Raw genomic sequence first — 25,644 nt, forward strand, 5'->3', positions numbered from 1 at the left:
TATCGCCGGCAAGCCAACAGCTTTGGCCACATCGATCCCCTTTTGGCCGTTTGCGTCGTTCTCCACTACTGACCCACCCATGACAATGGACCCACGCCAGTACCCACCGGAGAACAACAATGCTGACGATCTATTCCGATGACCACCGCCTGCACCACGGCCGCTGCGAGCTGATCGACGGCAAGCTGATGCCCTGCTTCGAAATGCCTTCGCGCGCCGACCATGTGCTCGATCAGGTGAAAAAGCGCAACCTCGGCGACATCCAGGGCCCTACCGACTTCGGCCGCGCGCCGTTGCTGCGCATCCACAGCGCCGACTATCTCGACTTCTTCGAAGGTGCCTGGGCGCGCTGGGCCGCACTGGGCCAGGAAGGCGACCTGCTGCCGTTCACCTGGCCTGCTCGCACCTTGCGCCAGGTAAAACCCACCGGCCTGCATGGCGAGTTGGGCTACTACAGCTTCGATGCCGGCGCGCCGATCACCGCCGGTACCTGGCAGGCCGCCTACAGCGCCGCCCAGGTCGCCCTCACTGCCCAAGCGGCAATTCAGCAAGGCGCCCATTCGGCCTTTGCCCTGTGCCGCCCACCAGGGCACCACGCCGCCGGCGAAGTCATGGGCGGTTATTGCTACCTGAACAACGCCGCCATCGCCGCCCAGGCCTTCCTTGACCAAGGCAAGCGCAAGGTCGCCATACTCGACGTCGACTACCACCACGGCAACGGTACCCAGGACATCTTCTATAACCGCAATGACGTGTTCTTCGCCTCGATCCATGGCGACCCGCAGGATGAATTCCCGTTCTTCCTCGGCTATGCCGACGAAACCGGCGAGGGTGCCGGTGAGGGGTGCAACATCAACTACCCGTTACCGGCCGGCAGCGACTGGAAAGCCTGGAGCGCAGCCCTGGAAGACGCCTGCCAGCGCATCGCCTGCTACGACGCCGACGTACTGGTGATCTCCCTGGGTGTGGACACCTTCAAGGACGACCCGATCTCGCAGTTCAAGCTGGACAGCCCGGACTACCTGGAAATGGGCATGCGCATCGGCCAGCTCGGTAAGCCGACCCTGTTCGTGATGGAAGGCGGCTACGCTGTGGAAGAAATCGGTATCAACGCGGTCAATGTGCTGGAAGGCTTCCAGCGCGCCCTGCCAGGAGCCCGGTAATGGTCCGACTCAAGCGCCTGCTCGCCCCGTTCATCGCTGCCACCCTGTTCTCCGGTGCCCTGCACGCTCAAGCCGAGCAGCGCACCCTGCGTGTGTATAACTGGTTCGATTACATCACCCCGCAGACCTTGACCGACTTCCAGAAAGACAGCGGGGTCAAGCTGATCTACGACATCTTCGACACCAACGAGGCGCTGGAGGCCAAGCTGCTCACCGGCAACTCTGGCTATGACGTGGTCGTGCCGTCCAACGTGTTCCTCGCCAAGCAGATCGAAGCCGGGGTGTTCCAGCCGCTAGACCGCAGCAAGCTGCCGAACTGGCAACACCTGGACCCGGCGCTGATGAAGCTGATCGAGGCCAACGACCCGGGCAACAAGTTTGCCGTTCCGTATATGTACGGCACCGTGTTGATCGGCTTCAACCCGGCCAAGGTCAAGGCTGCGCTCGGCGACAATGCGCCGGTGGACAGCTGGGACCTGATCTTCAAGGAAGAGAACATCGCCAAGCTCAAGCAGTGCGGCGTCGCCCTGCTCGACTCGCCTTCCGAGATCCTGCCACTGGCCCTGAAGTACCTGGGCCTGGACCCCAACAGCGGCAAGCCGGATGACTACAAGAAGGCCGAGGCCTTGCTGCTGAAGATTCGCCCATACATCACCTACTTCCACTCCTCGAAGTACATGGCAGACATCGCCAACGGCGACATCTGCGTGGCGGTGGGGTATTCCGGCAGTTTCTCCCAGGCCGCCAACCGCGCCCGTGAAGCGAAAAATGGCGTAGTGGTGGACATGCGACTGCCCAAGGAGGGTGCACCGATCTGGTTCGACATGCTGTCGATTCCGAAGAACGCAGCCAATCCGGAAGACGCCCATACGTTCATCAATTACCTGCTGCGGCCTGAAGTGATCGCGCCGATCAGCGACTTTGTCGGTTACCCGAACCCGAACAAGGATGCGACCGACAAGGTGAACCCGACGATTCGCAACAACCCCAACCTGTACCCGACGGCAGAGGCGATGGCCAAGCTGTATACCCTGAAGCCCCTGGCGCGGGATGCAGAGCGGGCCAGGACCCGGGCCTGGACGCGGATCAAGTCCGGCACCTGAGTCGCCTGCTTCGCGGGCACACCCGCTCCCACATTGATCGCATGACACCCGGGCTCTGTGGGAGCGGGCATGCCCGCGAAGGGCCGCAACGCGGCCCCATTCACTTTTTCCAGACCTTGCGCAATTTCATAAGCGCCTCGGCAATCTCCCCTTCCGGCACCGCAGCAAACCCCAGCACCAGCCCCGCTCGCTTATCCACAGGCACCTCGCTGTCCGCCAACCAGAAATTGCTCAGCGGCGTCACCTCTACACCCACTGCTTCAGCCTTGGCCACGAGTTCCTGCTCCCGCGCAAAGTTATCCACATCAACCTTCACATGCAGCCCGGCGGCCACTGCCGGCATACCGCCCAACCCTGGAACATCCACAGGCCAGCCGGCCTTGAGCACATTGCGTCGACTCAGCGCCGCCTTGCGCATGCGCCGGATGTGCCGCTGAAAGTGCCCCCGAGCCATGAACTCGGCCATCACGCACTGGCTGCTGACCTCTGAATGCCGTACCGCCAGTGCCTTGGCCTGGCTGAACGCCTGGGCCAGCGGCGGCGGCAGCACCAGGTAACCTAGGCGCAGCGCCGGGAAGGCAATCTTGCCGAAGGTGCCGACATACAGCACCCGCCCGTGCTGGTCGAGTGCTGCAAGCGGGGCCAATGGCGCGCCGCTGTATCGGTACTCACCGTCGTAGTCGTCCTCGATGATCCAGCCATCGTTACGCTCAGCCCATGCCAGCAATTCCAGGCGGCGCGCCAGGCTCATGGTCACCCCGGTCGGGTACTGGTGAGCAGGCGTTACATAGGCCAGCCGGCAGTCCTCCAACTGGCCGAGCCGGCCGCAGTCCATCCCCTCTTCATCCACCGGTACGCCAAACACCCGGCCACCCGTCAGCGCGAAGGCATGACCGGCTGCCCGATAGCCAGGGTTTTCCACAGCCACCGCATCGCCCGGCTGCAACAGCAACTGTGCACAAAGGCTGATGGCCTGCTGCGCGCCACTGGTGATCACAATTTGTTCAGCCATGCAACTCAGCCCACGCGAGCGACGCAAGTAGGCAGCGATCAATTCGCGCAGCATCGGCTCGCCCGCCGGGTCGCCATAACCTAGTTGAGCGGGGCTCGGATTACGCCAGAAACCCGCCTGCAGCTTGGCCCAGACGTCAAATGGGAACAGGTCGAATGCTGGAATACCGACGCGAAAAGCACGCGGCTGACCGTTCCTTGGCGGCGGCAAGTGGTGGGTTTTCAGCCGCTGCAAAGCTTCGCTGGAACGTCGGTTGCTGGATAAATCCTCAGTATCCCTTGGCGAAAATGTGGATAAACCTGTTGATAACCCATGGGATAACCCTGTGGATACTTGTGTGGATAGTTTCGGTAGCCGGCTGACATAGGTGCCATCGCCCACCCGGCTTTCGATGTAGCCCTCGGCGTACAACTGGTCGTAGGCACGCACCACGCTGTTGCGCGACAGCACCAGCATGGTGGCCAACTCTCGGGTGGCCGGCAGCCGGGTACCGCTGCTCAAGCGCCCGTCCAGCACCCGAGCACGCAGCGCCTGGTACAGCTGCTGGCTGAGCCCGCGGCGGCGATCCAGGGCGATCCCGGAAGGGTCGAAAGGCAAAACGAGGGGGCTATCACTCATGGTATTGGACCTATGAAATCAGGCAGTAATGGCTCTTACCCAGAACCAATAGCCTGCCTAGGATGGCCCCATTGCACAAGGAAACCGAGCATGTACAACAGCAAACCCCACCAGGAACACGACCTCGGCCGCCTGCACCAGCACATGCTCGACACCCGCCTGGCCGTGCTGGTCAGCCAAGGCGAACAAGGCCTGCTGGCCACACACCTGCCGGTGCTGGTCGATACTGGCGAAGGCGAGTTCGGCACCGTCTATGCGCACCTGGCACGGGCCAACCGTCAATGGCAGGACCTGGCACAAGGGGGTGAAGCCCTGCTGGTCTTCCCCGGCGCCGATGCCTATGTCAGCCCCGGCTACTACCCAAGCAAAGCCGATAACCCCAAGGTCGTGCCAACCTGGAACTACCTCGCCGTACACGCCTATGGCCCGGCCGAGGTGATCCACGACGCAGCAACGCTGCTGACTATCGTCAGCCGCCTGACCGAGCGCCATGAACAAGGCCGCAACGAACCGTGGAGCGTCACCGACGCCCCCGCTGACTACCTCGACGGCATGCTCCGCGCCATCGTCGGTATCCGCCTGCCCATCGCCCGCCTGCAAGGTGCGCGCAAGCTCAGCCAGAACCGCTCCGAGCAAGACATCGCCGGCGTGCGCGAAGGCCTGAGCGCCAGCCCCGATCACCTGGACAACCAACTCGCGGCGCACATGCGCCAACTGTGAAGGAATAGCCCCATGCCCAGCGTTACCCTGCGCCCCGTCAGCGCCCAAGACCATGCCGCCTGGCTCGCCCTGTGGCAGGCCTACCTGCACTTCTATGAAACCGAGTTGGCCGATGAAGTCAGCCTGAACACCTGGCAGCGCCTGCTCGACCCGAGTGAGCCGACCCATTCGGCACTGGCCTGGGTCGATGGCAAGGCGGTGGGGATGGTCAACTTCATCTACCATCGTTCCAACTGGAGCATCGAGAACTCGTGCTACCTGCAGGACCTTTATGTGGACAGTTCGCAACGTGGCTTGGGCGTTGGTCGCCAGCTTATCGAGTACGTCTACACCACAGCCAAGGCCGACAACTGCATCAAGGTGCACTGGCTGACCCACGAGACCAATGCCACCGCCATCAGCCTGTATCAGCAGGTTGCCGAGCGCTCAGGCTTCATCCAATTCCGCAAAGGCTTGTAGGCCGACCATGACAGACGCATTGAACTGGAAACCCGCCGCAACGCCACAGGCCGAGCCCATTGAAGGCCGTTTCATCCGCCTGGAAAAGCTCGACCCGGCGCGCCATGGCGACGATCTTTGGGACGTGCTGCAAGGCCCGGCATCCGACCCGGTGCTGTGGGACTACCTGCCCTATGGTCCATTCACCGAGCGTGCCGCCTTCGACCGTTGGCTGGAGGGCAACGCCGCAGGCCGCGACCCGCTGTTCTACACCGTCATTGACCGCCCCAGTGGCCAGGCCCAGGGTATTCTCAGCCTGATGTCGATCGTGCCCGACCACGGCCGCATCGAAATCGGCCACATCGCCTTCGGTGCCGCCATGCAGCGCACGCCCAAAGGCACCGAGGCGGTGTACCTGCTGGGCAAGCTGGGCTTCGAGCTGGGCAACCGCCGGCTGGAGTGGAAGTGCAACAACGCCAACGCCCGCTCCAAGCGTGCGGCGGAGCGGTTTGGCTTCACCTACGAAGGGGTGTTCCGCAAGCACCTGGTGGTGAAGGACCATAACCGCGATACGGCCTGGTATTCGATTACCGATGATGAGTGGCCGGCGGTGGCTGCCGGGTTCGAGCGGTGGCTGGGAGAGAAAAACCAGCAGCCGAGTGGGCAGGTGCAGACACTTGAGGCATGCCGCAAAGGCTGAATCCAGCATGGGCCATCAGGTTCAGCACAAAAAAAGGGGAGCATCCGCTCCCCAGAGGTAAACCGCTTGTAGATGAAGGCTTAAATCAACCTTCGATCTCGATCAGGATTTCACCCGGTGTTACACGGTCGCCCTTGGCCACATGAATGGCGACGACCTTGCCGGCGATGGCCGCCTGCACTTCGGTTTCCATCTTCATGGCTTCGGTGATCAGCACGGCCTGGCCGGCCTTGACCATGTCACCTTCCTTGACCAGCACATCGACGATGTTGCCTGGCATGGTGGTGCTGACGTGGCCTGGGTCGGTGGCTTGCTTGCGTTTGCTGCCGCCGCCGCCAACGAACTCGTTCAGTGGTTCGAACACCACTTCTTCCGGCATGCCGTCGATCGACAGGTAGAAGTGACGCTTGCCTTCGGCCTTCACGCCCACGCCGGTGATGTCGACGCGGTAGGTTTCGCCGTGCACGTCGATGACGAACTCGGTCGGCACGCCTTCACCACCTGGCGCGGAAACAGCGCCGGCTTCTGGAATCGGCAACAGGGCTTCTGGGGTCAGGGTGCCAGCTTCGCGCTCTTCGAGGAACTTGCGACCAATGTCCGGGAACATGGCGAAGGTGAGCACGTCTTCTTCACAGCGTGCCAGGGCGCCGATGTCGGCACGCAGCTTGGCCATCTCCGGCTTGAGCAGGTCGGCCGGGCGCACGTCGATCACTTCTTCGCTGCCGATCGCCTGACGGCGCAGCTGCTCGTTGACCACGCCCGGGGCCTTGCCGTAACCGCCTTGCAGGTACAGTTTCACCTCGTTGGTGATGGTCTTGTAGCGCTCGCCGGCCAGCACGTTGAAGAACGCCTGGGTGCCAACGATCTGCGAGGTCGGCGTCACCAGCGGCGGGAAGCCAAGGTCTTCACGTACACGCGGGATCTCGGCCAGCACCTCATTCATGCGGTTAAGAGCGCCCTGCTCTTTCAGCTGGTTGGCCAGGTTGGAAATCATGCCGCCCGGCACCTGGTTGACCTGCACGCGGGTGTCCACGGCGGTGAATTCGCTTTCAAACTGGTGGTACTTCTTACGTACGGCGTAGAAGTACAGGCCAATTTCCTGCAGCAGCTCCAGGTCCAGGCCAGTGTCGAATTCGCTGCCCTTGAGTGCGGCAACCATCGACTCGGTACCTGGGTGGCTGGTGCCCCAGGCGAAGCTGGAGATAGCGGTGTCGATGTGGTCGGCACCGTTTTCCACGGCCTTGAGCTGGCACATGGCGGCCAGGCCGGCAGTGTCGTGAGAGTGGATGAACACCGGCAGCGATTGCTCGGCCTTCAGTGCCCTGACCAGCTCGCCGGTAGCGAACGGCGTCAGCAGGCCGGCCATGTCCTTGATCGCGATCGAGTCGCAACCCATGGCTTCCATTTGTTTGGCCTGGGCTACAAAGGCGTCGATGGTGTGCACGGGGCTGACGGTGTAGGCGATGGTGCCCTGGGCGTGTTTGCCAGCGGCCTTGACCGCTTCGATGGCCACGCGCAGGTTACGCACGTCGTTCATGGCATCGAAGATACGGAACACGTCGATACCGTTGACTGCCGCCTTGGCCACGAAGGCCTTGACCACGTCGTCGCTGTAGTGGCGGTAGCCCAGCAGGTTCTGGCCACGCAGCAGCATTTGCAGGCGGGTGTTAGGCAGGGCCGCGCGCAGCTTGCGCAGGCGCTCCCACGGGTCTTCTTTCAGGAAGCGCACACAGGCATCGAAGGTGGCGCCGCCCCAGACTTCCAGCGACCAGTAGCCGACTTTGTCGAGCTTGTCGCAGATCGGCAGCATGTCTTCGGTACGCATGCGGGTAGCCAGCAAGGACTGGTGGGCGTCGCGCAGGATCGTGTCGGTTACGTGAATTTTCTTGGACATTATGGGGTTCCTCACAGGCCTGCGTGGGCGGCGATGGCAGCGGCGATGGCCAGGGCCAGCTCTTCGGGTTTGCGCTTGATCGAGTAGTTGGTCAGCTCAGGGTGGCTTTCGACGAAGCTGGTATTGAACTGGCCGCTACGGAATTCGGGATTGCGCAGGATTTCCTGGTAGTACGCGGCGGTGGTCTTCACCCCTTGCACGCGCATGTCGTCCAGGGCCCGCAGGCCGCGGTCCATGGCTTCTTCCCAGGTCAACGCCCACACCACCAGTTTCAGGCACATGGAGTCGTAGAATGGTGGAATGGTGTAGCCGGTGTAGATCGCCGTGTCGGTACGCACGCCGGGGCCGCCGGGGGCGTAGTAACGGGTGATCTTGCCGAAGCTGGGCAGGAAGTTGTTCTTCGGGTCTTCGGCGTTGATGCGGAACTGCAGCGCGTAACCGCGGTGCTGGATGTCTTCCTGCTTGACCGACAACGGCAGGCCCGACGCGATGCGGATCTGCTCACGGACGATGTCGATACCGGTGATTTCTTCGGTGATGGTGTGCTCCACCTGCACCCGGGTGTTCATTTCCATGAAGTACACCTCGCCATCGGCGAGCAGGAACTCCACGGTACCGGCGTTCTCGTAGTTCACGGCCTTGGCCGCACGCACCGCCAGGTCGCCGATGTAGGCGCGCTGCTCAGGCGTGAGCTGTGGACTTGGGGCAATTTCGATGAGCTTCTGGTTACGGCGCTGGATCGAGCAGTCGCGCTCGAACAGGTGCACCACGTTACCGAAGCTGTCACCCAGGATCTGCGCCTCGATGTGCTTGGGGTTGACGATGCACTTTTCCAGGAACACTTCAGCCGAGCCAAAGGCCTTGGTGGCCTCGGAAATGACCCGTGGGAAGTTCTGTTCCAGTTCTTCGCGGCTGTTGCAACGGCGGATACCACGGCCGCCGCCACCAGAAGTGGCCTTGAGCATCACCGGGTATCCAATGCGCTCACCTTCGCTCAGGGCTTCATGAATATCGGCAACGTTGCCTTCAGTGCCCGGCGTTACCGGCACACCGGCGGCGATCATGGTGCGGCGCGCTTCGGTCTTGTCGCCCATGCGGCGAATGACGTCGGCGGCCGGGCCGATGAACTTGATCCCGCGTTCAGCGCAGATTTCTGCCAGTTCGGCGTTTTCCGACAGGAAACCATAGCCCGGGTGCAGGGCATCGCAGCCGGTTTCCACAGCCAGGTTCACCAGCTTGCGCGGGTTCAGGTAGCCAGCCAGCGGCTCGGCACCAATGCTGTGTGCCTCATCGGCGCGCTTGACGTGCAAGGCGTGACGGTCGGCGTCGGAATAGATCGCTACCGAGCAAATGCCCATCTCGGCGCAAGCACGCACGATCCGAACTGCAATTTCACCTCGGTTGGCGATCAGGATTTTTTTTATCACTGGAGTCTTCCCAAAGCCGTAGGAACAGTCGAGCCGGTTCTACCGGTCGGCGCGTGACCAGGCGTTGCTGGCCAGTCGCGTATTCACCCTAGCGCTGTAGGTCGATAAACAAAAATCAATATTTGTTAGGGGCAGTATTAGCAAAAGCTTATAGTGCAGTTACAAGGTGTTGCCGATGGGCCGATAAAAATGCGTAAGTCCTTGATGCGTATGACTTTGCGTCAATTGCAGATCTTCAACGAGGTGTGCGATTTGCGCTCGTACAGCCGTGCGGCGGAGGAAATGGCGCTGACGCAACCCGCCGTTAGTCTACAGATCCGCCAGCTTGAAGAACTGATCGGCCAGCCGTTGTTCGAGTATGTGGGCAAGAAACTCTACCTGACCGAAGCGGCCGAAGCCCTGCAACGCGCCAGCCGCGACATCTTCGGGCGCCTGGAGAGCCTGGACATGCAGCTGTCGGACATGCAGGGCTCACTGCAGGGGCAGTTGAAGCTGGCGATCGAGTCCAGTGCCAAGTACTTCGTGCCACACCTGTTCGCCGCCTTCAAGCAGCGTCACCCGGAGGTCAACCTGACCCTGACGGTGGTCAACCGCGCCCAAGCCATCCGCCGCCTTTCGGATAACCGCGATGACCTGATCATCATGTCGATGGTGCCGCAAGACATGGGCCTGGAGTTTCTGCCGTTTCTCAACAACCCGATCATCGCGGTGGCGCCGCCCGAGCACCCGTTGTGCAAGCTGGAGCAGTTGCGCCTGCAGGACCTGGAGCCTCATACCCTGCTGGTCCGCGAACAGGGCTCGGGCACGCGCAAGGCGTGTGAAGAGTACTTCAAGGACAAACGCGTACACTTCACCCAGACCCTGGAAGTGGCGTCAGCCGATGCCCAGCGCGAATGCGTGATCGCCGGGCTGGGCATCGCGCTGCTGACCCGCCACGCAGTGAACATGGAACTGGCCATCGGGGTACTGAAGGAGTTGCCGGTAGAAGAATTGCCGCTGTATCGCAGTTGGTGTGTCGTGCAGGCCAAGGCCAAGCGGCAGTCGCCGGTGGCCTTGGCGTTTCTGGCGTTCATCCGCAGCGAACGTGCGTTGATCAGCGCGCTGGTTGAACGTTTCTCGGGGAAGTTGCCGCCGACGACTGCCACACCGTGAGGGCTTGCAACTCGGGATAATCCACCAGGTCGCGGAGCAGTTGACGTTGGTCGCAATAGATCTCGATCGCGCGGCGATATTCCATGCGACGCTGATCCTTTTCCTGCTGCTTGCGAGCTTTGGCGTTGGGTTGGTAAATACCGTCGTGGTCACGAGCCATTGCCTGTCTCCCAGATAGGATGCGGGAGTTTCAGACTGGCCTGAATGGTTTACGGTTTAGCTGTGGAATGGTGACAAAACAGTGAAATTTGTCATGCCCGCGATGAGCCCGGTACAGGATGCATTCAGTCGTCTGTAGCCTTGATCGACTTGGGCGACAAACGCAGGCTGCGCAAGCTGCGCTTCACGCTTTTCAGGTGGTTGACCAGGCTCGGCCCACGCGCCATGGCCACGCCCATGGCCAGCACGTCGATCACCACCAGGTGGGCGATACGCGAGGTCAGCGGGGTATAAATTTCGGTGTCCTCGTGAACGTCGATCGCCAGGTTGACCGTCGACAACTCGGCCAGCGGCGTCTGGCTGGGGCACAGGGTAATCAGGTTGGCGCCGCTTTCTCGCACCAGGTTGGCGGTGATCAGCAGGTCCTTGGATCGGCCCGACTGGGAAATGCACACCGCCACATCACCCGGCTTCAGGGTGACCGCCGACATCGCCTGCATGTGCGGGTCGGAATACGCAGCCGCACTGAGCAGCAGGCGGAAGAACTTATGCTGGGCATCCGCCGCCACCGCACCGGATGCACCAAAGCCATAGAACTCCACACGTTGCGCCTGAGCCATGGCGCTCACGGCCTGTTGCAGCGCATGCGGGTCGAGGTGTTCGCGGACTTCCATCAGCGTGTGCAGGGTGGTGTCGAAAATCTTCAGGCTGTAGTCGGCGACCGAGTCGTCTTCATGAATGGCGAACTGACCAAAACTGGCACCGGCGGCCAGGCTCTGCGCCAGTTTCAGCTTGAGGTCCTGAAAGCCCGAGCAGCCGATAGCCCGGCAGAAACGCACGATGGTCGGTTCGCTGATACCCACGCTGTGCGCCAGGTCGGCCATGGAGCTGTGCATGACGGCAGCCGGGTCGAGCAGCACATGGTCGGCCACTTTGAGTTCCGATTTGCGCAGCAGGTGGCGCGATTGGGCGATATGTTGCAACAGATTCACAGGCTGGACTCGGTTATGATCGGCTGGCCGGGTTGTAGCTTTCTTGTAGTTATACTACATGGACGCCAACCCGCCCAGTTAAACGAACGTGGAGAGTGGCGGTTTGACTATTCCTTGTGACATTCTGGTCTTCGGTGGCACCGGCGATCTGGCCTTGCACAAATTGCTTCCGGCGCTCTACCACCTGTTTCGCGAGGCCCGTCTGAACCCTGCCGTGCGGGTCATCGCACTGGCCCGACGCAACCTGCCACGCATCGACTACCTGAAACTGGCCGAACGGCATTGCCGGGCGCAGATTGCGCGTACCGACTTCGACGAAGAAGTGTGGCAGCGGTTTTCCGCTCGGCTCGACTATTTCCCCATGGATGCGTCTCAGAGCGCCGACTTTGGCCGCCTGGCACGTTACCTGGGCGAACCCGGCGGATTGACGCGCATCTTCTACCTGGCCACCGCCCCCAACCTGTTCGTTCCGATTGCCAACCACCTGCGCATTGCCGGCCTGGCCGACACCGAAGCGCGCATCGTGCTGGAAAAGCCGATCGGCCATTCGCTGGAGTCGGCCACCACCATCAATGAAGCGATTGGCGCGGTGTTCGCAGAAAACCAGGTGTTCCGCATCGACCACTACCTGGGCAAGGAAACCGTGCAGAACCTGATGGCACTGCGCTTCGCCAATGCCCTGCTTGAGCCGGTGTGGCGCAACAACCAGGTCGACCATGTACAGATCAGTGTTTGCGAAACACTAGGTGTAGAGAACCGTGGCGCCTACTACGATCGCGCCGGGGCAATCCGCGACATGTTGCAGAACCATTTGCTGCAGCTGCTGTGCCTGGTGGCCATGGAGCCCCCCGCGCAGTTCGAGGCCGAAGCGGTACGCGACGAAAAGGTGAAGATACTGCGCGCCCTCAAGCCGATCACCGGCCAGGATGTGCAGGACAAGACCGTGCGCGGCCAATATGGCGCCGGGCGCATCGGTGGTCAGGAAGTCCCGGCCTACTACTTCGAAAAGGATGTCGACAACGACAGTGATACCGAAACCTTCATTGCAATCGAAGCGCACATCGAAAACTGGCGCTGGGCGGGCGTACCCTTCTACCTGCGCACCGGCAAGCGCATGGCACGGCGCTCGTCGCAGATTGTCATTCAGTTCAAGCCGGTGCCCCACGAGCTGTTCAACGGTGGCCAGGTCAACCAGCTGCTGATCCAGCTACAACCGGACGAACGCATCAGCCTGCGCATGATGACCAAGAGCCCGGGCAAGGGCATGCGCCTGGAGCCAGTGGACCTGGACCTGAACCTGGCTCAGGTGTTCAGCCAGACGCGCCGCTGGGAAGCCTACGAGCGCCTGCTGCTGGATGTACTGGAGGGCGACTCGACGCTATTCATGCGCCGCGATGAAGTGGAAGCAGCCTGGGCCTGGATCGACCCGATCATCAAGGGTTGCGAAGAGCACTTTCAGGCGCCACGCCCCTACTCGGCGGGCAGTACCGGGCCAGAGCAGGCCAACAGCCTGCTGGCGCGTCATGGCAGGCACTGGCATGGCTGACACACGGCCATCAGGTCGATGAACGGGCAGGCGCCAAGGTGATTATTTATACAGTAGAGGTTTGCCCCATTTCCTGCCGCGCCCTAGAATGGCCCGATGCACACAGACGACCTCTCCCTCCTGCTGAACTCCCTCAACGATGCCCAACGCCAGGCCGTAGCGGCCACGCTTGGGCGTCAACTGGTGCTTGCCGGCGCCGGTTCCGGTAAAACCCGCGTGCTGGTGCACCGCATCGCCTGGCTGATCCAGGTGGAGCAGGCATCGCCGCACTCGATTCTGTCGGTGACCTTCACCAACAAGGCTGCAGCAGAAATGCGCCAGCGAATCGAACAACTGCTGGGGATCAACCCGGCGGGCATGTGGGTCGGCACCTTCCACGGCCTGGCCCATCGTCTGCTGCGGGCGCACTGGCAGGAAGCGCGGCTGGTGCAAAACTTCCAGATTCTCGACAGCGACGACCAGCAGCGCCTGATCAAGCGGGTGATGCGCGAGCTGGGCCTGGACGAGCAGAAGTGGCCGGCACGCCAGGCCCAGTGGTTCATCAACGGGCAGAAGGACGAAGGCCTGCGCCCGCAGCATATACAGGCTGGGGGCGACCTGTTCCTGGCGACCATGCGCGAGGTGTATACCGCCTACGAACAGGCCTGTGAGCGCGCCGGGGTCATCGACTTCTCCGAACTGTTACTGCGTGCCCTGGACCTGTGGCGCGACCACCCGGGCCTGCTTGAGCACTACCAGCGGCGCTTCCAGCATGTGCTGGTAGACGAGTTCCAGGACACCAACGCCGTGCAGTACGCCTGGCTGCGCCTGCTGGCGCGCGGGGGTGCCAGCCTGATGGCGGTGGGTGATGACGACCAGTCGATCTACGGCTGGCGCGGTGCCAAGATCGAGAACATTCACCAGTACACCGCCGACTTCCCCGACGCCGAAATGATCCGCCTGGAGCAGAACTACCGCTCTACCGGCGGCATCCTCAAGGCGGCCAACGCCCTGATCGCCAACAACAGCGATCGCCTGGGCAAAGAGCTGTGGACCGACATGGGCGAAGGCGAACCGCTGACCCTGTACGCGGCCTACAACGAGCATGACGAAGCGCGCTATGTGGTGGAAACCATCGAGAGCCTGGTCAAACAGGGCAATGCGCGTAACGAAATCGCCATCCTGTACCGCTCCAACGCCCAGTCGCGGGTGCTGGAAGAGGCCCTGCTGCGCGAGCGTATCCCCTACCGTATCTATGGCGGCCAACGCTTCTTCGAACGTGCCGAAATCAAGAACGCCATGGCTTACTTGCGGCTGATCGAAGGGCGTGGCAACGATGCTGCCCTGGAGCGGGTGATCAACGTGCCGCCACGCGGCATTGGCGAAAAAACCGTCGAAGCCATCCGCGAGCATGCCCGCCACAGCCAGGTGTCGATGTGGGAAGCCATGTGCCAGCTGCTGACTGCCAAGGCCCTCAAGGGCCGTGCCGCCAGCGCCCTGGGTGCTTTCGTCGAGCTGATCGAGGGGCTGGCAGCCAAGGTCACGGACATGCCGCTGCATACCATGACCCAGACCACCCTTGAGCAGTCCGGGCTGATCATCTATCACCAGGAAGAAAAGGGTGAAAAAGGCCAGGCACGGGTAGAAAACCTTGAGGAACTGGTCAGCGCGGCGCGCAACTTCGAGTCCACCGACGAAGACGCCGATCTCTCGCCACTTTCAGCCTTCCTCGGCCATGCTTCGCTCGAAGCCGGCGATACCCAGGCCGACGAGCATGAAGACAGCGTCCAGCTGATGACCTTGCACAGCGCCAAGGGCCTGGAGTTCCCGTATGTGTTCCTGGTGGGCATGGAAGAAGGCCTGTTCCCGCACAAGATGAGCCTGGAAGAACCCGGCCGCCTGGAAGAGGAACGCCGACTGGCCTATGTGGGCATCACCCGTGCCATGCGCCAACTGGTCATGACCTATGCCGAAACACGTCGCCTGTATGGCAGCGAGACCTACAACAAGGTGTCGCGTTTCGTACGCGAGATTCCGGCAGGCCTGGTTCAGGAAGTACGCCTGTCCAACAGCGTCAGCCGCCCCTTCGGTGGGGCCAAGGCCACCACCAACAGCAACCTGTTCGCCAATGCCAACATTCCGCAAACTGCGTTCAACCTTGGCCAGCGTGTGCAGCATGCAGTATTTGGCGAAGGCGTGATCCTCAACTTCGAGGGTTCCGGCGCGCAGGCGCGGGTACAGGTGAACTTTGCCGAAGGCAGCAAGTGGCTGATGCTGGGGTACGCAAAGCTCGAGGCCCTGTAGCAGCTTTGTAACATTCAGGCAAAAGCTCGAAACACTCTGTCGCTGGTCATGTGCACGGGAACCTGTGCACCATGACGCGCGTGCAATCCACAACAGGGGATATCCCACTTATGCAACGTTTTCTTAGCATCGCACTGGCGCTCTGCGTCGGCCTGACGCTGAGCCTGGACGCCAACGCCAAGCGTTTCGGCGGCGGCAAGAGCTCGGGCTCCGCGCCTATCCACCAGACCCGCCAGGCTACGCCAACCACGCCTGCCGCCGCGCCGACCGCACCTGGTCGTGCAGCCCCGGCCGCCAGCGGTGCTTCGCGCTGGTTGGGCCCACTGGCCGGCCTGGCCGCCGGTGGTCTGCTGGCGTCCATGTTCATGGGCGACGGTTTCGAAGGCTTCCAGATCATGGACTTCCTGATCGTGGCGCTCATCGCCTTCCTGGTATTCCGCTTCATCGCCGCGCGCCGCCGCCAGCAGCAGCCACAAATGGCCATGCCTGGCCATGCGCCGATGCAGCGTGAGGCTCACGCCCAGCCTGCCCAGCCGTCGATCTTCGGTGGTTCGGCCGCACCTGCTACCGCAGCCGCCCCGGTGATCAACGCCCCGGCCTGGTTCAACGAGCACAGCTTCCTGGCGGCCGCCCGTAACCACTTCCAGTCGCTGCAGCAGCACTGGGATGCCAACGAAATGGACAAGATCGCCGAGTTCGTTACCCCGCAAATGCTTGAATTCCTCAAGCGTGAGCGTGCCGAACTGGGTGATGGATTCCAGTCCACCTACATCGATAACCTTGAAGTGCAGCTGGACGGTCTCGACGACCGCTCCGACCGCACCGACGCCACCCTGACCTTCCGTGGCGTGTCGAAGAACTCGCGCTTCGACCAAGGCGAAGTGTTCAGCGAAAGCTGGCACATGGTTCGCGCCCAGGGCGAGAACCAGCCTTGGCTGGTTGCCGGTATCCGTCAAAACGGCTAACCGCTGCGTGCGGCACAAAAAACCCCAGGCTCTGTCCTGGGGTTTTTGCTTTTGCCAGAGTGGCCTACTAGGGTATAACGCGCAGCGTTGTCATCTAGGTCAGAGGAAGTGAACCGTGGAAGAAGTGATCGAACAACTCCGTGAAGCCAACCAGCCAGTACCCGTGCCCCTTGAGCTTCCCGACGAGGACCAGTTGGTCGAAATCGAAGAAGAGCTGTTCATCAACATTCCGTTCGTGTTCAAAGAGTTTCTACTGACCGTCAGTGACGTGGTGTATGGCTCGCTGGAACCGGTGACTGTCACCGACCCACAGTCGCATACCTACCTGCCCGACGTCGCCGCCAACGCTTGGGATGCCGGCGTGCCGCGTGACCTGATTCCGCTGTGCCAGGACGGCGACAACTACTACTGCGTCGAAGAAGACGGCACCGTGGTGCTGTGGGAGGCGGAAGAAGAAATTGTCGGCGAAGACAGCTGGGAATCGGTGTGGCACTGGGCGCGGGATGTTTGGTTGGAGAGCTGATTCCAGCCGTTCCTTGGATGCCACCAGCACAGGAAAAATAATGGCCTAGCGCCATCAATGCAGTTAAAATCGCCAGGCTTTCTGCGCCTGGCGACATCGCTACCGCTCCATCCCCTCGGACGACGGTGAAATCTTGCGCAGGGAGCATTGCTCCCTCAGTGCGAATTCTCGCGGCTGTTCTCCAGTGTCTCCAGCAAGGCAATCTGCATGCGCGTGTGCACACGGATGAACCAGCGCCACAGCAAGGCCACCACCACCGCAGCCACTACAGCAATGACCAGCAGCAACTCACTGGTCGGCAGGATACTTGCCGAAAGCGCCGACAGCAGAAGGAAAATCACCAGCAGCGACAAGAGTGGGATCACCTCGGCGATCACCCGCCGCACCCGCTGGGTATGCCGCCCGGCCATTTCCGGCTTCACGCCCATCTCTGCCAACAGCATCGACAGGGCTTTGAGCTTGCGGTAGGCGGCAATCAGGAAGGGCAGCGACAGCAACAACGCCGCCCCCCAGATAAGCGCCTTCTGCTGGCTGGCATCGCTGACCCACTCACTGAGCCAGTTGCCGATGCGCCCTGCAAAGTAACCACCGCTGAAGAAAATGGCGATCACCAGCGCCAGGTTCACCCCCACCTGCAACAGGATGCGCCGGATCATCGCCGCCAGCATGGCACCCTCGCCCTGCGGCTGGATGTTGCGCAACCACTCGCCATACAAGGAAAGCACCCGCGCCAAGCGTCCAGGCACCACATTGCCCAGCTTCTGCGACAACGGATCGGCCGCACGGATCAGGTACGGTGTCAGCAGCGTGGTGATTGCTGATACCGCCACCGCCACCGGGTAAAGGAAATCGCTGGTCACCTGCAGGGTCATGCCAAGAGCGGCAATGATGAAAGAGAACTCGCCGATTTGCGAAAGCCCCATGCCCACCCGCAGTGACGTGCGGCCGTCATTGCCGGCAATGAATGCCCCCATGCCACAAGACAGCATCTTGCCCAACACCACCGCCAGGGTGATGACCACGATCGGCCAGGCGTAATCAATCAGCACCTGCGGGTCGATCATCAGGCCGATAGCGACGAAGAAGATAGCGCTGAACAGGTCGCGTACCGGTTCGATCAGGCGTTCAATTTTCAGTAACTGGCGCGACTCTGCCATGATCGCACCAATCAGGAAGGCGCCCAGCACCATGCTGTATTCAAGCTTCACCACCAGCAGGCAGAAGCCAAAACACAGGCCCAGCACGGTGATCAGCAGCATCTCGTTGCTTTCGAACTTGGCCACATAGGCCAGCAGCCGCGGCACCAGCAGGATGCCGATGACCAAGGCAACGATCATGAACAGCGACAGCTTGCCGACGGTGGAGAACACTTCACCTGAGCTGACCGTGCCACTGACAGCGATGCCCGACAGCAGGGCGATGATGCCGATGCCGAGGATGTCCTCCACGATCAGCACACCGAAGATCAGCTGGGCAAAACGCTCGTTCTTCATCTTCAGGTCGTTGAGCGCCTTGACGATGATGGTGGTCGAGGAAATGGCCAGGATGGCACCAAGGAACAGTGAATCCATGGTGTTCCAGCCGAACCAGCGGCCGATTTCGAAGCCGATCCAGATCATCAGCACGATTTCCAGAAACGCCGCGATAAATGCCGTGGCGCCGACCTTGAACAGCTTGCGCAGGCTGAACTCGAGCCCCAGGCAGAACATCAGGAAGATCACCCCCAGTTCGGCGAGGGTCTTGATGGTGTCTTCATCGTGAATCAGGCCGAACGGCGGCGTGTGCGGACCGATGATGAAGCCGGCGACGATGTATCCCAGCACCACGGGCTGCTTGAGCCGGTGAAAGAGAATGGTGACCACGCCAGCGACAAGCATGATGACGGCCAGGTCCTGGATGAAGCTGATGGCATGCATGGCGCGATACTCCTTTTCTCGTCTTTATTCTGGATGCCTGGGCAGACCGCTCTTCTGCCAAGGCAAACCTGAGCGAGCAGCAAGTACATACTGTATTGAATGCCGGAACGCCCATGTTGCATGGGCGTACTCAGGTTAACATCGCACCCCGCCACAAAAAGCCGGTGCAATATGCAGAAACAGATCGGCTGGAAAAGCGCCGCTGATGGCATGATCAGCGTGACGATGGCGCGTCAGCCAACGTCCCGTACCCACAAGGCAAATTCAAAAGAGGGGAACAGAAGTGTCAGCAGATAACGCCCCCCATTCGCCCGAACCAGCGCAACCTCACCGTGAGTACACTATGGAACCTGGAAACGCCCAGCTGAGCATGACCGTCCTGATGACCCCGGACATGGCCAACTTCTCTGGCAACGTACATGGCGGCACCCTGCTCAAATACCTCGACGAAGTGGCCTATGCGTGCGCCAGCCGCTATGCCGGCAGCTATGTGGTGACCCTGTCGGTCGACCAGGTAATCTTCCGTGAACCCGTACATGTAGGTGAGCTGGTGACCTTCCTGGCGTCGGTCAACTACACCGGCAACACTTCGATGGAGGTCGGCATCAAAGTGGTGACCGAGAACATCCGCGAGCGCTCGGTACGCCACTCCAACAGTTGCTTCTTCACCATGGTCGCGGTCGATGACAACCGTCGCCCGGTGCCGGTGCCACCTCGCCAGCCACAAAGCAGCGAAGAAAAGCGCCGCTTCCTGCAAGGCCAGCAGCGCCGACAGATCCGCCAGGAGCTGGAAAAGCGCTACCAGGACCTGAAAACCGACGCCATTTAAAACGTCAGCAATTGCGCCTCGAAGCGCACCCGCGGGTGGGCGATGCGGTCCTGGGCCCGCACCAGCTGCAGTTCGTAGCTGGCGCAGGCCTGAGTTTCCAGCAGCACTTCATGCACCGCCGCCGCCGTGAACTCGAATGCCTGTACCCAGCTGTCGCCGAGCAGCACGCGGGCCAGGAACAGGCCTGAGGTCAGGTCACCCACCCCCACCGGCTGACGCGGAAACGCCAACAGCGGGCGACGCAGGTGCCAGCTGTGCTCGGTCGTCACCAGCAGCATCTCGAACTGGTCCTCGGCGCGCCCGGGATAGGCCAGGTGCTTGACCACAACCGCCTTCGGCCCCCGCTGCAACAAGCTACGCGCCATGTTCACGCAATCCTCCAGCGACTGCGCGCGGCGACCACAGAAGCTGTCCAGCTCCAGCTGGTTCGGGCACAGGATATCCGCTCGGGCAGCCGCCTCGTCGAGCAGGAACTCGCTGACTTCCGGCGGCACGATGCAGCCCTTCTCCGGGTGCCCCATGACCGGGTCACACAAGTACAACGCTTTCGGATTTACCGCCTTGATCCGCTCAACGCCGGCCAGTATCGCTCGCCCTTGTTCGGCACTGCCCAGGTAGCCGGAAAGCACCGCATCACAGTGACCCAGCTCGCCAATGTTGGAAATACCTTCCACCAACGCGGGAATTTGCGCCGGGGCAAGCACTTCACCCGCCCACTGGCCATACTGTGTGTGATTGGAGAACTGCACGGTATTGAGCGGCCAGACATTGACCCCGATACGCTGCATGGGAAACACCGCGGCGCTGTTGCCGGCGTGGCCGAACACCACATGGGACTGAATGGCGAGCAGGTGCGGGGTACGTTTCATGCGGGAGGTTTCCAAAGCTGTTTCAAGGATTGTGCGCAACGCAGTATGAACTCGATTGCCACCTGTACGACAGGCCAGGGACGCAGTTAAGCTGGATCTACCTGTTTGGAGCATATGCAAATGTTGACCCTGGAGAACGTCTTTGTCCTGATGCTGGTAGCCACGGCAGGCGGCTGGTTGTGGCACAACCATGGGTTGCGCGAAAAAGCCCTGGAACGGGTCAAACAGCATTGCGCCAAGCTTGACCTCGAGCTGCTCGACGATGCCGTCGCACTCAAGCGCATCGCCTTTGTCCGTGATGCCAATGGCCGCAAGCGCCTGGCACGCATCTATGCCTTCGAGTTCACTGTCACCGGCGAGCAACGCCACCCCGGTACCGTGACCCAGTTCGGCGCGCACAGCGTGCAGATCGAGCTGGCGCCCTACCCGTTCGAAATCAAGACCCCGCCACGCACCGACAATGTCATCGAGATGCAGCAGTGGCGCCAGGAACACAATCGCTGGCGCAACTGATCAGCTGACGCAGCATTCGCTCAACCCGGCTTGCAGTGAGGGTTGCGATTGCGGCTGATCGAAAATCAGCTCAATTCGGGTGTCCCTTCGCCAATCGCTGGGCTGCCAGGCGGGAATATCCCCATTCAGCCCGTTGAATGATTGCCAGCCATCCACGCTGTGGATAACACCTTTGGCGCGCCGCCAGGGCCAGGCACTCAAGAACGCCTGTAGCCGCTGTGGATAAAACTGTTGGCCGGGGTGCCAACGCCAGCCAATACTCCAACCTCCCTCCCCCTGCCGGGCAAGACAGATCGGCTGGCTGGGGTCTGTCCACAATATTGCGGGGGCACTTTCTAGATTGTCGACAATCTTGTTTTCCTCAAATGGGCTGTCGACAATCTGTTCGAGTGCGCCATCAAGGCCTGATAAAGGCACCTGCCCCTGTACCGCCCAGATGATTTTCTTATCTTTAAATTTATTAGTTATCAACAACTTATATATTTCGTCCACAGCCTCTGACTTGTTGAAAACCACACGTTCAGACGCATCGAATGCCTGCTGTTGAGCCTCCGGAAGCGGCTGGTTATGTGCCATGGATTGCGCATCCACAACCATCAAAAACGGCTTGATTGTCAGCACTCCAGCCCAAGGGGCCTTTCGCAGTTGAGCAAGCAACTGCAACGGATGGCCGAGGCCGGATGGCTCGATAAACAGCCGATCAGGCCGGGATTTGCGCAACAGCCGACCCAGGCCCACCTGGAAAGGCATGCCATTGACGCAGCACAAGCAGCCGCCTGCGACCTCGCCAATGGCAATGCCATCTTCGTCACGGCCAAGCAAGGCCGCATCCAGGCCTACCAGGCCGAACTCATTGATCAATACAGCCCAGCGTTCATTGGCTGGCCGCTGGGCCAGCAGATGACGGATCAGGGTGGTCTTGCCAGCACCCAGCGGGCCGGCAATCACATGGGTGGGGATGTTCTGCAACATGGAATGGCTTCAAACGGTGGTGATGCCTCACTATGCGCCGTCAGGCAAGCCAGTCAAGGCTGAGCAGCAGGCGCCCCTGCTGGCCCGAAGGCGAACGATGCACCAGCCCTGCACCTTCGTTACCCTGCCACTTCTCGCCCTTGAGTACAGCCACTTCGCCAGCGTGCAGATGCTGAATGTTATCCACAGGAGATTGTGCTGTGTGTAACTCCCCGCGCGGGCTTTCCCGCTCTCGCAACCACTCGCTCCCAGGGCCTGCGTAAGTGGTGAGCAACCGCAACGGCACGTTATCCACATGGAAGCGCGGGCACATGGGGCCAGCCAATACCCGCAGACGCAAACCAACCCGCCGTGCGCCAACCAGGCAGGTGTATGCGGCTACCAGCCAGGTCACATCGGCAACGAAGGCCTCGTAGCCTTGTAAATCCGCTGCTTCACGCATCAGATCGGGCAATACGGGTGTTTGCTGCTCGTCCACATCGATTACCCGCTGATCAGCCAGGGGCTGACCAAGACTTATCAACAGTTCAGCAAAGTCTTCCAACTGTGCTGGCAGGCGTCGGCGCCAAACGGCCAGGTTCACACCATCCTGCAGTACTTCGGTCAGCACTTGCGGGTTTTCGCCGAAGACCTGAAAGATATCCACAGACCGATGTGACAGGCTCATGCCGCCACCTCCTCGTGCCACGGGCCGAACGGGTCGGGAAAGCGCAACCAGCCCAGGTGGCCCACGTCCATTTCCTGGTCCGTCAACAGGCATGCATCAAGGTCTGTGGATAATTTTTCGAAGTCGATGTTCTGCCCGATGAACACCAACTCCTGGCGGCAATCACCGGTCTCGGCAGTCCAGTGTTTCAGGATCGCGCCAGTGTTATCCACATCCTGCGGCCACTGCTCGCGGGGCACGAAACGCCACCAGCGGCCAGCCAGACCATGGCGCATCATTCCGCCCGCCTGCGACCAGCTACCAGCTTCCTGGTACTTGCTGGCCAACCAGAAAAACCCTTTGGAACGCAGCAGCCGCCCATTGCTCCAGTGGGTGTGGATAAAGTCGAAAAAGCGCTGTGGATGAAGCGGCCGTCTGGCCTGCCAGGTCATGGCCGCGATACCGTACTCTTCAGTTTCCGGCACATGTTCACCGCGCAGCTCCTGCAGCCAGCCCGGTGCCTGGGCTGCCAGGTCGAAGTCGAACAGGCCGGTGTCGAGAATACGCGCCAGCGGCACCTGGCCCATGACCATAGGCACGATCTGCGCCCGTGCATTGAGGCTGCGCAAAATGGCGATGAGTTCTTCGCGCTCATGCTGGCTGATCAGGTCGATCTTGCTCAGCAGCAGCACATCGGCGAACTCGACCTGCTCGATCAGCAGGTCACTGATCGACCGCTCGTCTTCCTCGCCCAAGGTTTCACCACGGCTGGCCAGGCTGTCTGCTGCCTGGTAGTCGTGCAAGAAGTTCAAGCCATCGACCACGGTAACCATGGTATCCAGGCGCGCCATGTCGGACAGACTACGGCCCTGTTCGTCGCGGAAGGTGAATGTCTCTGCCACCGGCAGTGGCTCCGAAATACCGGTGGACTCAATGAGCAAATAATCGAAGCGCCCTTCTTCGGCCAACCGCGCCACCTCTTCGAGCAGGTCTTCACGCAGTGTGCAGCAAATGCAGCCGTTGCTCATCTCGACCAGTTTCTCTTCAGCGCGGTTGAGGCTGACGTTGCGCTGCACCTCGCTGGCGTCGATGTTGATTTCACTCATATCGTTGACGATGACCGCGACCCGCAGGTTGTCGCGGTTACGCAGCACATGGTTAAGCAAAGTGCTCTTGCCGGCGCCAAGGAAGCCGGACAGCACGGTGACGGGGAGACGGTTGGACATGGCGAAACCTCTTCAGGCGAGCGCATTCGAAACGATGCATTGCACAATGTTATAAAGTAACAATACAATTTCGCCAAGCCGTTCTCGACGGACGAGTACTCACCGGGGATGAAAAATGAATCTGCCATGCGCCATGGTGTTGCTGTTGCTCACCATGCCCACTTCGCTGTTCGCCATGCCAAAGAGCAGCACGTTGGCGGTGTGTACACGCAGCGCGACACTGCTTGCCTGCCAAGACGGCAAGGGCAGTTACTACAGCGTGCGCAGCGCAGGCAGCACGTTCTACCTGCGCGGTTACGACTTCAGCAGCCGGCGCCTGTGGTCACAAACGAACAGCCGCTATGGCACGTTGACCTTTTTCACCGGCCTGGCCAGCGATGGCGAAGCCTGGGTGGGTTACAGCCGTCGCGTTGGCTGGACCACCTTGAACCGCGTATCCAGTTCCAGCGGGCAGCGCTTCAACCTGCATTGCAGCTTGATCGGCGGTTGCCACTGATGCCCCTTTTTGTTTGGAAAGCCAGATGACCCAGCTCAAGCTCCCCGATATCGCTGCACAAACCCTGGAGTACACCTTGCCTTTGAACTGGGTGGGCATGTGCGGGATTGCCGTGCCTGTGCAATTCGAAGGACGCACTGCAGCTGCCAAAGTGGATGCCGGGGTAAGCCTGGTGGACAGCAGTTCACGCGGCATCCATATGTCGCGGCTTTACCTTGCCCTGGAGTCATTGGAGCACCAGCCCCTCACGCCGCTGGCAATCAGGCAGCTACTGGCTGATTTCCTGAGCAGCCATGAAGGAATTTCCTCTGCGGCCTACCTGCGCCTCAACTTCGAGCACCTGCTGAAACGGCCGGCGTTGATCAGCCCATTGGCAGGCTGGAAAAGCTATGCCGTAACGGTCGATGCAAGGATAGAAAATGAAATGTTCCACGTGGAACTATCTGTTTCCGTTCCTTACTCCTCGACCTGTCCATGCTCGGCTGCACTTGCACGGCAGCTGATTCAGCAGCAGTTCCTGGACGACTTCAGCGAGGAGCAGGTCGGAAAATCTGCAGTGCTGCAGTGGCTTGGTAGCGCCGAGGGGATTGTGGCAACGCCGCACAGCCAACGAAGTACCGCGCAAATCCAGGTACGGTTGCGCAGCAATCAGCACGCTTTGCCCATCACCGAATTGATTAACGGCATTGAGACAAGCTTGGGGACCGCTGTGCAGACCGCGGTGAAACGTGCGGACGAACAAGCCTTCGCATTGGCCAACGGGCAAAACCTGATGTTCTGCGAAGACGCCGCACGACGCCTGCACAAGGCACTACGGCAAATGGAATGGAGCACGGCCTTCAAGCTACGCGTGGAACATGCAGAAAGCCTGCATGCCCACGACGCAGTTGCCACCAGCCAATGGCAATGGGACGTCAGCTGCGCGGTTTGACCGAACCACAGTCATTTCCCAGCCACACCGCACGGGTATTCATGCTGCCTTGCTGCTGCACACCCGAAGCGTTGAACGTACCACTGACCTGAGTAGTGAATTCCCGGTCGCTGAGGAAGGTGGCCTGGCCAGTGCCCTGTGCCTTGGGGCAGCTGAACTGGAACTTCCATACGTTACCGGTACGGTCGGTAATCTTTTGGGTGCAACCTGACTTCGGGTCCTGCAACGGGATATCGTTGGTTGCCACCTGCTCTGGCGTCAGGCAAGAACGTACGCCATTGCCACCGACAGTCACCCCTTGTTTGGCCAACACCCCCTCCATCATGGCGCGCTGCTCTGGCGGGAGGTTTTTCAACTGACCGAGCATGAACTGCATGTCGGGTAACGGCTTGCCATCGACCTGCATGTTGCTGGTGGTCAGCTCCCACAAACCTGGTTGCAGCACTTGGGCATGCACCAGCGGGCTGCTCATAGCTAGGGCCAACGCCAACAGTGGCAGACGAATCTTCATGGACGAACGCTCCTGGAAAATAGCCGGCCAAGCGGGCCGG

At 60.9% G+C, this 25,644-nt stretch carries 25 protein-coding genes; 14 read left to right on the top strand and 11 right to left on the bottom strand.

Going from position 1 to position 25,644, the window contains the following annotated elements; translation table 11 throughout:
- The first annotated feature begins 119 nt into the window (after positions 1–119).
- A complete protein-coding gene (locus QQL85_RS24475) occupies positions 120–1,163 on the top strand; it encodes a histone deacetylase family protein (RefSeq protein WP_284357013.1) in 1,044 nt (347 codons plus the stop codon).
- Positions 1,163–2,266 (top strand): polyamine ABC transporter substrate-binding protein, encoded by a 1,104-nt coding sequence (locus QQL85_RS24480; protein WP_284357012.1) that lies wholly within the window; start codon positions 1,163–1,165, stop codon positions 2,264–2,266. Before QQL85_RS24475 ends, QQL85_RS24480 begins: the two co-directional genes overlap by 1 nt.
- Before the next feature lie 100 nt (positions 2,267–2,366).
- Here QQL85_RS24480 and QQL85_RS24485 read toward each other — a convergent pair whose 3' ends face one another.
- On the bottom strand, positions 2,367–3,896 hold the full coding sequence (locus QQL85_RS24485) for a PLP-dependent aminotransferase family protein (protein ID WP_284357011.1): 1,530 nt from the start codon (positions 3,894–3,896) through the stop codon (positions 2,367–2,369).
- Positions 3,897–3,986: 90 nt separating this feature from the next.
- Between QQL85_RS24485 and QQL85_RS24490 the strand changes: the two genes are divergently transcribed.
- Genes QQL85_RS24490 through QQL85_RS24500 form a run of 3 tightly spaced genes read left to right on the top strand, consistent with a single transcriptional unit; the run spans position 3,987 to position 5,754 of the window.
- Positions 3,987–4,616: an FMN-binding negative transcriptional regulator gene (locus QQL85_RS24490; RefSeq protein WP_284357010.1), complete on the top strand. Its 630-nt coding sequence runs from the start codon at positions 3,987–3,989 to the stop codon at positions 4,614–4,616.
- Between the two features lie 12 nt (positions 4,617–4,628).
- Entirely contained in the window at positions 4,629–5,075 is a 447-nt protein-coding gene (locus QQL85_RS24495) for a GNAT family N-acetyltransferase (protein WP_284357009.1), read from the top strand.
- A 7-nt stretch (positions 5,076–5,082) separates the two neighbouring features.
- Positions 5,083–5,754, top strand: a complete 672-nt coding sequence (locus tag QQL85_RS24500; RefSeq protein WP_284357008.1) for a GNAT family N-acetyltransferase — start codon at positions 5,083–5,085, stop codon at positions 5,752–5,754.
- Between the two features lie 85 nt (positions 5,755–5,839).
- On the opposite strand, the gene oadA is transcribed toward QQL85_RS24500, so the two are convergent.
- Both oadA and QQL85_RS24510 read right to left on the bottom strand, forming a co-directional pair.
- Positions 5,840–7,648 carry a sodium-extruding oxaloacetate decarboxylase subunit alpha gene (gene oadA / locus QQL85_RS24505; protein WP_119371888.1) on the bottom strand — a complete coding sequence of 603 codons (1,809 nt, stop codon included), beginning with the start codon at positions 7,646–7,648 and terminating at the stop codon, positions 5,840–5,842.
- An 11-nt stretch (positions 7,649–7,659) separates the two neighbouring features.
- Positions 7,660–9,075: an acetyl-CoA carboxylase biotin carboxylase subunit gene (locus QQL85_RS24510; RefSeq protein WP_284357007.1), complete on the bottom strand. Its 1,416-nt coding sequence runs from the start codon at positions 9,073–9,075 to the stop codon at positions 7,660–7,662.
- Positions 9,076–9,279: 204 nt separating this feature from the next.
- On the opposite strand from QQL85_RS24510, the gene QQL85_RS24515 reads away from it, so the two are divergent.
- Positions 9,280–10,227 carry a LysR family transcriptional regulator gene (locus QQL85_RS24515; protein WP_284357006.1) on the top strand — a complete coding sequence of 316 codons (948 nt, stop codon included), beginning with the start codon at positions 9,280–9,282 and terminating at the stop codon, positions 10,225–10,227.
- Here QQL85_RS24515 and QQL85_RS24520 read toward each other — a convergent pair.
- Entirely contained in the window at positions 10,169–10,387 is a 219-nt protein-coding gene (locus tag QQL85_RS24520; protein WP_284357005.1) for a PA3496 family putative envelope integrity protein, read from the bottom strand. The genes QQL85_RS24515 and QQL85_RS24520 overlap by 59 nt on opposite strands.
- Positions 10,388–10,511: 124 nt before the next feature.
- Entirely contained in the window at positions 10,512–11,378 is an 867-nt protein-coding gene (gene hexR, locus QQL85_RS24525) for a transcriptional regulator HexR (RefSeq protein ID WP_012274878.1), read from the bottom strand.
- A gap of 103 nt (positions 11,379–11,481) precedes the next feature.
- Here hexR and zwf point away from each other — a divergent pair, with 103 nt between their 5' ends.
- From zwf to QQL85_RS24545, 4 genes are all read left to right on the top strand, one after another.
- Positions 11,482–12,924 (top strand): glucose-6-phosphate dehydrogenase, encoded by a 1,443-nt coding sequence (gene zwf / locus QQL85_RS24530; RefSeq protein WP_284357004.1) that lies wholly within the window; start codon positions 11,482–11,484, stop codon positions 12,922–12,924.
- 96 nt (positions 12,925–13,020) lie between these two features.
- The gene (uvrD, locus tag QQL85_RS24535; RefSeq protein ID WP_284357003.1) at positions 13,021–15,207 is read left to right on the top strand and encodes a DNA helicase II; all 2,187 of its coding nucleotides are present in this window, start codon (positions 13,021–13,023) and stop codon (positions 15,205–15,207) included.
- A 110-nt stretch (positions 15,208–15,317) separates the two neighbouring features.
- Complete coding sequence (locus tag QQL85_RS24540) at positions 15,318–16,172, top strand: Tim44 domain-containing protein (RefSeq protein WP_284357002.1); 855 nt, start codon at positions 15,318–15,320, stop codon at positions 16,170–16,172.
- Between the two features lie 115 nt (positions 16,173–16,287).
- The gene (locus QQL85_RS24545) at positions 16,288–16,695 is read left to right on the top strand and encodes an SMI1/KNR4 family protein (RefSeq protein ID WP_284357001.1); all 408 of its coding nucleotides are present in this window, start codon (positions 16,288–16,290) and stop codon (positions 16,693–16,695) included.
- Positions 16,696–16,850: 155 nt separating this feature from the next.
- On the opposite strand, the gene QQL85_RS24550 is transcribed toward QQL85_RS24545, so the two are convergent.
- Entirely contained in the window at positions 16,851–18,611 is a 1,761-nt protein-coding gene (locus QQL85_RS24550; RefSeq protein ID WP_284357000.1) for a cation:proton antiporter, read from the bottom strand.
- A gap of 343 nt (positions 18,612–18,954) precedes the next feature.
- Between QQL85_RS24550 and QQL85_RS24555 the strand changes: the two genes are divergently transcribed.
- On the top strand, positions 18,955–19,440 hold the full coding sequence (locus tag QQL85_RS24555) for an acyl-CoA thioesterase (RefSeq protein WP_009683536.1): 486 nt from the start codon (positions 18,955–18,957) through the stop codon (positions 19,438–19,440).
- On the opposite strand, the gene pdxY is transcribed toward QQL85_RS24555, so the two are convergent.
- Positions 19,437–20,309 (bottom strand): pyridoxal kinase PdxY, encoded by an 873-nt coding sequence (pdxY, locus tag QQL85_RS24560; protein ID WP_284356999.1) that lies wholly within the window; start codon positions 20,307–20,309, stop codon positions 19,437–19,439. The genes QQL85_RS24555 and pdxY overlap by 4 nt on opposite strands.
- Before the next feature lie 120 nt (positions 20,310–20,429).
- Here pdxY and QQL85_RS24565 point away from each other — a divergent pair, with 120 nt between their 5' ends.
- Positions 20,430–20,822, top strand: coding sequence for a DUF3301 domain-containing protein (locus QQL85_RS24565; RefSeq protein WP_264363498.1), 393 nt, complete (start codon positions 20,430–20,432; stop codon positions 20,820–20,822).
- Here QQL85_RS24565 and QQL85_RS24570 read toward each other — a convergent pair whose 3' ends face one another.
- From QQL85_RS24570 to zigA, 3 genes are read right to left on the bottom strand one after another with little or no spacing between them, the layout of a single operon-like run.
- Entirely contained in the window at positions 20,823–21,794 is a 972-nt protein-coding gene (locus tag QQL85_RS24570; protein ID WP_284356998.1) for a CobW family GTP-binding protein, read from the bottom strand.
- 40 nt (positions 21,795–21,834) lie between these two features.
- A complete protein-coding gene (locus tag QQL85_RS24575) occupies positions 21,835–22,461 on the bottom strand; it encodes a DUF1826 domain-containing protein (protein ID WP_284356997.1) in 627 nt (208 codons plus the stop codon).
- The gene (gene zigA, locus QQL85_RS24580; RefSeq protein WP_284356996.1) at positions 22,458–23,666 is read right to left on the bottom strand and encodes a zinc metallochaperone GTPase ZigA; all 1,209 of its coding nucleotides are present in this window, start codon (positions 23,664–23,666) and stop codon (positions 22,458–22,460) included. Before zigA ends, QQL85_RS24575 begins: the two co-directional genes overlap by 4 nt.
- 115 nt (positions 23,667–23,781) lie before the next feature.
- Between zigA and QQL85_RS24585 the strand changes: the two genes are divergently transcribed.
- Positions 23,782–24,162 carry a glutamine synthetase gene (locus QQL85_RS24585; RefSeq protein WP_284356995.1) on the top strand — a complete coding sequence of 127 codons (381 nt, stop codon included), beginning with the start codon at positions 23,782–23,784 and terminating at the stop codon, positions 24,160–24,162.
- Between the two features lie 25 nt (positions 24,163–24,187).
- Positions 24,188–25,093, top strand: a complete 906-nt coding sequence (gene folE2, locus QQL85_RS24590) for a GTP cyclohydrolase FolE2 (protein WP_284356994.1) — start codon at positions 24,188–24,190, stop codon at positions 25,091–25,093.
- On the opposite strand, the gene QQL85_RS24595 is transcribed toward folE2, so the two are convergent.
- Complete coding sequence (locus QQL85_RS24595) at positions 25,077–25,604, bottom strand: DUF3617 domain-containing protein (RefSeq protein WP_284356993.1); 528 nt, start codon at positions 25,602–25,604, stop codon at positions 25,077–25,079. The two genes, folE2 and QQL85_RS24595, sit on opposite strands and share 17 nt — an antisense overlap.
- Positions 25,605–25,644 lie beyond the last annotated feature (40 nt).

Origin of the sequence: Pseudomonas putida (assembly GCF_030159595.1) — a bacterium.
GTDB lineage: Bacteria > Pseudomonadota > Gammaproteobacteria > Pseudomonadales > Pseudomonadaceae > Aquipseudomonas > Aquipseudomonas putida_AC.